The following is an 8543-nucleotide window of genomic DNA, read 5'->3' on the forward strand; positions in this document are numbered from 1 at the left end:
CGGCTCCGAACGTTCGGATGGATCAACCGGGTCGGCCCGCGGCGTCGAGCGCCTTCACCACGGCGCCGGCGGTCAGGATCGAGGGCAGGATAGCGGGTTCGCCGCCGTTCGCGCCATACACGAGGTACAGCGGGACACCCGCGCGGCCGAAGCGGGCCAGCTCGGCGGCGATGGCGGCGTCGCGCTTGGTCCAGTCGGCCTTGAGGTAGACGGCGTTGTTGCGCTTGAGGGCCTCGGAGACATCCTTGGTGGAGAGCGCCACTCGGTCGTTCACCTGGCAGCTCACGCACCAGGCGGCAGTGTAGTTCACCAGCACCGGACGGCCCTCCGCCTGCAGGGCGGCGAGCCGCTCCGGCGCGTAGACCTCGTCGTCGAGCTCGGCCGCCTGCGGCGCGGCTTCGGGGGTCGCGTAGGCGGGCCAGACCGCGCCGCCCAGCACCGCGGCGACGGCCAGCGCCGTGGCGGTGGCGGTCAGCGCGACGGGCTTGCCGCCGGCGGCGTTGCGGCGCTGGGCGATCCCGAAGAGCCAGGCGGCCAGCGCCAGCACCACGCCGGCGCCCAGGATCCGCGGCACCGCGTCCGAGCCGATCTGCACAGTCAGCACCCAGACCAGCCAGGCGACCGCGCCGTACATCGGAAACGCCAGCAGCTTCTTGAAGCCGTCCATCCAGGGGCCAGGCCGCGGCAGGCGGTTGACGAAGCCGGGTGCGAAGGCCACGGCCACGAACGGCGCGGCGAAGCCCAGGCCCAGGGCTGCGAAGACCACGAGCGCGGCGGCCGGCGGCTGGGTCAGGGCCCAGCCGAGCGCCGGGCCCATGAACGGCGCCGTGCAGGGGGCGGCCACCACGACGGCCAGCGCGCCGGTGAAGAAGCTGCCCGCGAGCCCGCCGCGCGCGGCGAGGCCCGAGCCCGCGCCCTGCAGCGAGGTCCCGACCTCGAACACGCCCGAGAGGTTTAGCGCCACCAGCAGCATCAGGAGGGCCAGGGCCGCGACGATCGGCGGGTCCTGCAGCTGGAAGCCCCAGCCCGCCGCCGAGCCTGCGGCCCGGAGCGCGATGAGGACGCCGGCCAGGACGAGGAACGTCACCAGCACGCCGGCGCCGAACGCCAGGCCTTGCCGGCGCGCGTCGCCGTGGGCCCCGCCGTGGCCCGCGAGCGAGGCGGCCTTCATGGCCAGGATCGGGAAGACGCAGGGCATCAGGTTGAGGATCAGCCCGCCCAGCACAGCGAAGCCGGCGGCGGCCAGCAGGCCCAGGTTCGCGCCTGCGCCCAGCGCGGGGCCGGCGCGCGCCGGGGGCGGGCCGAGACCCGCGGCGCCGGTCAGCAGCGGGCCCGCGGCGGCGGTGAGCTCGTACCCCTTGCCGCCGACGACCAGCACGCCCGCCAGTTCCTTCGGGGGCGTCGCCGAGCGGAAGTCGTAGCCCGGCGCGATGGCCAGCGTCAGGCCCTCGGGGCCCCGCTCGATCGCCTGGGGTTTGGCGTGGTCGATGGCGGTCCCGGAGTATGGGAAGAAGTAGGCCCCGGCCATGTCGGCGCCCTTCAGCGGCGGCCCGGTCACCGCGAGCTTGAGCGCCCCACCGGCGGTCTGGAAGGCGGCCGTCAGCCCCGCGGGCTTCGGCGCGTCCGCCAACACCCTGGCGATCCTCGGGCCCCAGGTTGGATCGGCCGGCGCGGGGCCGTCGGTGACCGGCAGCTTCAGCTCGAGGTTGGCGCTCTCGGGAATGCAGATGTCGGCGCAGACGAGGAAGTCGGCCTTGCCCTTCAGCGTCACCGTCGATCCCGGCGTCACGCCGGCCGGGGCCGTCACCTGCAGCGGCAGAATCACCTCGCCCTCGAAGCCATAGTTCACCAGCGGGCCTACGGGCAGGCGATGGGGCGCGGGCCAGGTGAAGTCCGAGGCGCTCCAGCCCGGCGGCAGGGTCCAGGCGAGCTTGGTGGCCTCGCCGGAGTCGCCGGCGTTGCGCCAGTAGGTGTGCCAGCCCTTCTGGATCTGCTGGCGCAGCGCCACGTGGATCGTCTGGCCGGGCGCGATCCCCTGCGCCGACGAGAGCAGCTCGGCCGTCAGATGGCCCGTGTTCACGGGCTGGGCCGCCGCCATGCCGGACAGGAAGAGAGCGCTGAGCGCGCCCAGGAAGAACCGCATCGTCACCACACCGACTTTACCGGCGCTATATGGCGTACGGATGTCCCGACCGCAAAGCGGGCTCGACTTAGGGGCGTGGGCGGCCATGATCGGGGAATCGCGTTCCGAAAGACGAGGAGCCCACGCTTGCCCGCATCGTTCGACGACATCCAGATCGGCCAGGTCGCTTCGCTGGGGGCCGCCGCGGTCGACGCGGCCGCGCTCGAGACCTTCGTGGCCGCCTTCACGCCGGGCTGGACGGTCGACCGCGGCGCGCCCGACGCGATGGTCTTTGCGATCTGGGCGCGGCTGGACGCTCTGACGGCGAGCAACTTCAGCCAGACCAAGCGCCTGGGCGTCGACGCGCTGCGCTGGATGCGCAATCCGCCGGCCGGCGAGCTGCTGCGCGGCCGCATGACAGTGATGGCGAAGGATGCGGTCGGCGACGACAAGGGCATCGTGATCGCCCAGCACGACCTGCTCGACGAGGCCGGCCGCCTCGTCTTCTCGTGCCTGACGCGGAGCGTCTTCACGCGATAGGCGCGCCCCGCCAGGGACGCGCCTCCGCGGTGTTTGCTAGTTCAGGTTAGCCGGCTGTTCCTGCGCGGCCCGGGTCATGGCCAGGGCGATCAGGCGGTCCCAGCCCACGAGCGAGTGCATATGGGCGTAGATCTGGCCCAGCGCGCCGTTGTCGCGCAGCTCGACGAACTTCTCGGCCGGCAGCTTGTTCAGCTTGTCCTCGGAGATGCCGAAGTACTCGGCGATCTTCTGGGGCTCGCCCGGCGTGCCGTCGGTGTTCGGCGGGGTGAAGGTGGCTTCCTTGGTCTCGAACAGGTCGAGGTCCTTGAGGATCTGCACGAAGCTGACCGTGCGCTGGCGCTCGATCTCGAAGTTGTTGCAGAACTCGATGCAGTTCTTCGTGTACTCGGTCGGCTCGCCCTTGTCGTCGAAGAAGGGCATGTCGTAGCCCTTGTCGACGATGAACTCGGCGGCGCGGTCGATGCACAGCACCATCTGGCGGTTCGCGTCGTCGTTGGCGAACACGAACGGATAGCGGCGGACGTAGGCCGGGATGTAGATGCCGCTCTCGAACGTGCCGTCGTCCTTGACGAACATGTTCTCGCCGGCGTTCAGGCCCATCACGGCGATCGGCAGCTTCTCGTCGCCGACGAAGATGATCGGGCCCGTCACGGCGGCCAGCGGGAACTCGCCCACGGTCAGCGGGATGGCGTGGCCGGCCTTCGCGAAGCCGAAGGGGCCATCCATGCGCTTCACGCCGAGCTTGGAGTGCAGCTCCTTCGCCAGCGGCTCGGGCTTGGAATAGAACAGGACGTTGCCGGAGAGCTGGCCCGGCGGCATCGGTTGGGCGGTCGTCATCAGTCAGCCTTCAGAACTCGTGGAGGCGCGGTTCCTCGGGTCCGGAGGCTCTCCGGGTCCACGCGCAAGGTCGCCGCTTCTAGCCGATCCCGCCCCCACCGGCAAATGGGCGGTTGCCCGGGCCAGCCTCTCCGCGTCAGCGCGCCCAGGTGACGTTGCGGCCGTGCCGCAGCGCGGGTCGGCCGGCTCGGGCGGGCCGCCGACGGACGGAGCCGCGCGCAAGGGTGCTGGCGCGGCGCAGGGCCAGAAGCGGAGCCGCGAGGACGGTCAACAGGTGCAGGCCGGCGAGGGCGACGAGACCTGCGACGCCGAGGTCGGTGTCGCTTTCCGGGAAACGCGCAAGGCCGATCCAGGCGGCGGCGTGCAGAGCGGGCGCAAGCAACCCGGCCGCAAGCAGCAAACCCGCGCGTCGGTGCGCCGGCGAACGGCAGAGCCGCCAGCAGGCCTGCGCCCCGGCAATCGTCAGGAGCCAGCCGCCCCAGAGCACGTAGGCGACGACGAGAACGACGGCGGCGTCGGCGACGTGCAGGCCCGTGGCAAGCATGAAAGCGGCCTCTGACTGAACTGGCCGCAGTATCGCGAGGTTTTGCGAAGCCCCCGTGACAGTCGGTGAAACGAGGCTGCGGTGGCATAGGGATCGCCAAGACCGCTTCCCAGGACCTTCACCCTGGCCGGCGCCCTGCCCAGCGTCGGCCGCGACTCCGGCGACAGCGGCATGGTCTGCGGCGTGCGCTTCGTCTCCGACGTGGAGGCCGGCCGCACCCTGGGCTCGGCGATGGTGGCGCGGCTGCACGCCGACCCGGCGTTGGCGACCGACCTGGCGAAGGCCAAGCGCGAGATCGCCGCGGCAAAGGCCAAGCCGCAGGGCTGCGGGGCCTAGGCGGACCGCTTCACTGCGTAGAGGACGTGGCGGCGCAAGGGGTCGTCCTCGGCCAGCTTCGGGTGGTCGAAATCGCGGGCCGGGTCGTGCGCCATGCCGATGCGGCGCATCACCGCCTGGGAGGCCAGGTTGCCGGCGGCGGTGAAGGCCACGATCTCGTCCACCGGCAGGCGCAGGAAGCCCCAGGCCAGCGCCGCCGCCGCGCCTTCGGACGCCAGGCCTTGCCCCTGGGCGTCGGGGTGCAGTCGCCAGCCGATCTCGACGGCGGGGCCGCAGGGCAGCGCGCCTTCCCTCACCACGAGCAGGCCGATGGCGCCTACCAGCCGCCCGTCCGAGCGCCGCTCGGCGGCCCAGAAACCGAAGCCGTGCTCGGCGATATGGGCGTTGATCCGGTCCATCAGCGCGTCGCTGGCCTCGCGGTCCAAGACGCCGGCCAGCCAGCGGCCCACCTCGGGATGGCCGTTGATCTCGGCGAACGGCGCCCGGTCGGCTTCGGCGTAGGGCCGCAGGATCAGGCGCCCCGTCTCGATCATGATGGTTCGATCATGCCGGCCGCGCGCCCACCAGCGCACCGTACAGATCCGTACGCCGATCGCGGAAGAAGCCCCAGGCGGCGCGGTGGGTGTTCAGGAAGTCGAGGTCGAAGGTGTGGGCGACCACGCCCTCGTCCTCGCGGCCCAGCGCGGCCACCAGGTCGCCCCGGTGGTCGGCGATGAAGCTGGAGCCGTAGAATTGCTGGCCGCCGTTCGGGTAGCCGTCCCAGGGCTCGAAGCCCGTGCGGTTCGCGCCCACCACCGGGATGACGTTCGACACGGCATGGCCCTGCATCGCCCGGCGCCACGGGGCGGCGGTGTCCAGCGTGGCGTCGTGCGGCTCGGAGCCGATGGCGGTGGGGTACAACAGCACCTCGGCGCCCATCAGCGCCATGGCCCGCGCGCACTCCGGGTACCACTGGTCCCAGCAGATGCCGACGCCAATGCGGCCGAAGCGGGTGTTCCAGACCTTGAAGCCGGTGTCGCCGGGCCGGAAATAGTACTTCTCCATGTAGCCCGGGCCGTCGGGGATGTGGCTCTTGCGGTAGACGCCCATGAGCGAGCCGTCCGCGTCGACCATCACCAGGCTGTTGAAATAGTGCGGCCCCTCGCGCTCGAAGATCGAGATCGGCAGCACGACGCCCAGCTCGCCGGCCAGCGGCGCCAGGGCGGTGACGCAGGGATGCTCGCGCCAGGGGTAGGCCGTGGTGAACCAGCGTTCCTCCTGAGCCACGCAGAAGTAGGGCCCCTGGAACAGCTCGGACGGCAGGATCACCTGAGCGCCCTGCGCCGCCGCGGCGCGGATGAAGCCCTCGGTCTTCGCGATGTTGGCCGCCATGTCCTCGCCGTACGAGGTCTGGATGGCGGCGACGGAGATCGTGCGGGGCATCAGGCCGGCTCCTGCTGGGTGATGCAGTGGAAGGACCCGCCGCCGGTCAGGATGGCGGTGGACGGCAGCCCGATCACGGCGCGATCGGGGAACACCTGCCTCAGCACCTCGATGGCGAACGTACCGGGCTGCTTGGCGTAGATCGGGACGATCACCGCCTGGTTGGCGATCAGGAAGTTCATGTGGCTGGCCGGGATCGGGCCGTCGTCCCCGTCGATCCAGCCGGGCGACGGGATCCGCACCACCTTCAGCTTCTCGCCCTTGGCGTCGGTCATCGACGCCAGGCGCCTGGCCGCGTCGTCGTAGGCCTCGGCGTTCGGATCGCCGCGGCCCCAGGCCACCGGGATGGCCACGGTCGCCGGCGCGACGAAGCGGGCCAGGTTGTCCACGTGGCCATCGGTGTGGTCGTTGCGCAGGCCCTCGCCCAGCCACAGCACCTTCCTCGCGCCCAGGCTCTCGCGCAGCGCGTCTTCGGCGTCGGCGGCGGTCCAGCCGGGGTTGCGGTTGTGGTTCAGCAGGCACTGGTCGGTGGTCAGCACCGTGCCCACGCCGTCGTGGTCGACCGCGCCGCCCTCCAGGATGAAATCGTTCACCACCAGCGGGACGCCCGTCACCTCGGCGATCTGGTGGGCGACGGTGTCGTCGTGTTCCAGGCTGTACTTGCCGCCCCAGCCGTTGAACCGGAACGCGTTGGCCTGGCCGCCTGCGAAGATCGGGCCGGTGTCGCGCAGCCAGATGTCGCCGAAGCGGCCCTGGACCAGCTCGATGTTGGGGACGTCGCCCAGCAGCTCGCGCGCGACCGCCTCGCCGCCCGGATGGCCCGTCATGACGCGCACGCGCTCGCCGCCCGGGCCCGCCAGCGCGCGGGCCAGATCGGCCACCTCCGCCTGGGCGGCCTCGAGGTCGTCCTCCCACAGCTCCGCATGGCTGGGGAAGCCCAGCCACATGGCCCGGTGCGGCGCCCATTCCGGCGGAACGACGAAGCTCATATCGGCCCTCTCCAAAGCCGCGCGCATGTGGCCCCCGAAGGAGGTCCCGTCAAGCGCCTCGCAAAAGAGAAGGGCGGCCGCGTCGCCGCGACCGCCCTCCCGGAACGCCATGAAGCGAAGTCCTAGAACTTGTACTTCGCGCCGAACTTGATCTGCCAGAGCGACTGCTCGCGCCGGAACGCCTTCACGGGTTCCTGGAACGCGCCACCGGCGCCGGTGCCCGTGATCAGGTAGCGGGCCCCCGGCGTGCCGCAGCCGACCGCGGCGGTGCTGGCCGCCGCCACGCAACTCACGTTCACCACCGGGACGCTGCGATGGAAGTCGTATTGCTCCAGCACGCCCCAGTCGTCGTTGATCAGGTTGCCCAGGTTCTCGATGTCCATGAAGACTTCGAGCTTGGCGCCGTTCGGGAAGAACGCCGGGAGCTCCTGGCTGATCCGCAGGTCGATGGTGGTCACGTCCGCCTGGCGGAAGGCATTCCGCGGCGCGATCTTGCCCGAGTACTTCGCGAGCCCGGAATTGGCCAGGAAGCTCTGGAACCGCGCCTGGTCGAAGCCGGCGCCGTAGACCACGAGCGGGTCATTGGCGGTCGGCACGTACAGCAGGGCGTTCGAGGTGGCCTGGCGACCCGAGTAGCTGGACACATTGTACCCGAAGTCGTTGTCCAGCGTGCCCGTCCGGCTGTTGGCGAACGTGTAGCTGAACGGCAGGCCCGACCGGTGCTGGGCGAAGACGTTGATCGAGGTCTCGTTGTCCCCGAAGAACTTCTTTGCGTAGTACAGGTTCAGGGCGTGGCGGTGCCGCACCTCGTAGTCCGAGGTCGCCGACGGCGGCCGGTTCGGGTCGGAGGTGCCGTACCGGGTGTAGCTCGACTGGGCGATCGAGCTGGTCATCGGGTTGGCGTCTTCAGCCTCGGTGTAGGTGTAGATGTAGCGGAAGCCCAGCCCGTCCCAGATGCCCTCGCGCCACTCCTTGCCCAGGGTGAAGGCGAAGGACTCCGAGCCGCCCTTGTCGATGTTCGACAGCAGGAAGTCCGACGTGTTGCCGGTCGTCACGCCGACCGTGTTGCGCCCGTAGACAGGCCGGCCGTCGGGGGCGACGCCGATCTGGACGGCGCGCGCGTCGTACCAGTAGAGGGCGTTTTCGTTCACCGCCCGCAGATAGTCGCCCTGGACCCGCCAGTTGTCGCCCCACCGGCCGAGGTCGAAGTCGTAGCCGACCGAGAGGTTGGCCTTCCAGACCGTCGGGATCTTGAAGCCGGGCGCGAGCGCGTTCACGTCGCCGCCGCGCGGGGTGAAGGTGCAGCCCGCCGGCGCCTTGGTGATGTCGACGTTCGTGAAAGGAGCCGCCGGACAACTGGCGTTGGTCTGGCTGACCCCAGTGTTCGAGAAGGAGTTGGACACCCAGACGTTGAGGCCGGTCGACGAGAAGCGCCCGAAACCGCCTGACACGTTCAACCGGTCCATCGGCTCCCAGGTGAAGGAGACCCGCGGCAGGACCGCGATCTCGCCATCGAGGTTCTTCTGGTTGTCGAAGGCGTTGCGCGAGACGAACGCCGTGTTCAGGATCGGTTTGTCGCCCATCGAATACCAGTCGACCCGCACGCCGGCGGAGACGGCGAGGTTGTCGAGGATCTGGATTCGGTCTTCGCCGTAGATGCTCGACAGCCGGAAGCCGAAGACCGCGGCGCCGTCACGCGCCGTGCCCAGGGTGGCCGGGATCGTACCGGAGTTCGGATCGATGCCGCCTGTGA

The 8543-nt window shown here is 70.6% G+C and carries 9 protein-coding genes; 2 read left to right on the plus strand and 7 right to left on the minus strand.

The window, feature by feature from the left end; translation table 11 throughout:
- Positions 1-22: 22 nt before the first annotated feature.
- Positions 23-2143: a protein-disulfide reductase DsbD family protein gene (locus tag VGD44_RS00330; protein WP_331082679.1), complete on the minus strand. Its 2121-nt coding sequence runs from the start codon at positions 2141-2143 to the stop codon at positions 23-25.
- Between the two features lie 126 nt (positions 2144-2269).
- Between VGD44_RS00330 and VGD44_RS00335 the strand changes: the two genes are divergently transcribed.
- Positions 2270-2662: an acyl dehydratase gene (locus tag VGD44_RS00335; protein ID WP_331082681.1), complete on the plus strand. Its 393-nt coding sequence runs from the start codon at positions 2270-2272 to the stop codon at positions 2660-2662.
- A gap of 36 nt (positions 2663-2698) precedes the next feature.
- On the opposite strand, the gene VGD44_RS00340 is transcribed toward VGD44_RS00335, so the two are convergent.
- Positions 2699-3499 carry a SapC family protein gene (locus tag VGD44_RS00340; protein ID WP_331082683.1) on the minus strand — a complete coding sequence of 267 codons (801 nt, stop codon included), beginning with the start codon at positions 3497-3499 and terminating at the stop codon, positions 2699-2701.
- A 136-nt stretch (positions 3500-3635) separates the two neighbouring features.
- A complete protein-coding gene (locus VGD44_RS00345; RefSeq protein ID WP_331082686.1) occupies positions 3636-4043 on the minus strand; it encodes a hypothetical protein in 408 nt (135 codons plus the stop codon).
- A 183-nt stretch (positions 4044-4226) separates the two neighbouring features.
- Here VGD44_RS00345 and VGD44_RS00350 point away from each other — a divergent pair, with 183 nt between their 5' ends.
- Complete coding sequence (locus VGD44_RS00350) at positions 4227-4379, plus strand: hypothetical protein (protein ID WP_331082688.1); 153 nt, start codon at positions 4227-4229, stop codon at positions 4377-4379.
- On the opposite strand, the gene VGD44_RS00355 is transcribed toward VGD44_RS00350, so the two are convergent.
- The 4 genes from VGD44_RS00355 to VGD44_RS00370 all read right to left on the minus strand — a co-directional run.
- Entirely contained in the window at positions 4376-4912 is a 537-nt protein-coding gene (locus VGD44_RS00355; protein WP_331082690.1) for a GNAT family N-acetyltransferase, read from the minus strand. The genes VGD44_RS00350 and VGD44_RS00355 overlap by 4 nt on opposite strands.
- A gap of 10 nt (positions 4913-4922) precedes the next feature.
- A complete protein-coding gene (gene aguB, locus VGD44_RS00360) occupies positions 4923-5801 on the minus strand; it encodes an N-carbamoylputrescine amidase (RefSeq protein WP_331082692.1) in 879 nt (292 codons plus the stop codon).
- Entirely contained in the window at positions 5801-6790 is a 990-nt protein-coding gene (locus VGD44_RS00365; RefSeq protein WP_331082694.1) for an agmatine deiminase family protein, read from the minus strand. The genes aguB and VGD44_RS00365 overlap by 1 nt, the downstream gene beginning before the upstream one ends.
- Positions 6791-6912: 122 nt before the next feature.
- Positions 6913-8543: TonB-dependent receptor domain-containing protein (locus VGD44_RS00370; RefSeq protein WP_331082696.1), on the minus strand; the 1631-nt coding region annotated here is incomplete at its 5' end.

This window comes from Phenylobacterium sp., assembly GCF_036402295.1.
In the GTDB taxonomy this organism is placed as follows: domain Bacteria; phylum Pseudomonadota; class Alphaproteobacteria; order Caulobacterales; family Caulobacteraceae; genus Phenylobacterium.

Coding starts and splice junctions, on each gene's coding strand:
- VGD44_RS00330 (WP_331082679.1), bottom strand. CDS start 2,143: ATGCGGTTCTTCCTGGGCGCGCTCAGCGCTCTCTTCCTGTCCGGCATG.
- VGD44_RS00340 (WP_331082683.1), bottom strand. CDS start 3,499: ATGACGACCGCCCAACCGATGCCGCCGGGCCAGCTCTCCGGCAACGTC.
- VGD44_RS00345 (WP_331082686.1), bottom strand. CDS start 4,043: ATGCTTGCCACGGGCCTGCACGTCGCCGACGCCGCCGTCGTTCTCGTC.
- VGD44_RS00355 (WP_331082690.1), bottom strand. CDS start 4,912: ATGATCGAGACGGGGCGCCTGATCCTGCGGCCCTACGCCGAAGCCGAC.
- aguB (WP_331082692.1), bottom strand. CDS start 5,801: ATGCCCCGCACGATCTCCGTCGCCGCCATCCAGACCTCGTACGGCGAG.
- VGD44_RS00365 (WP_331082694.1), bottom strand. CDS start 6,790: ATGAGCTTCGTCGTTCCGCCGGAATGGGCGCCGCACCGGGCCATGTGG.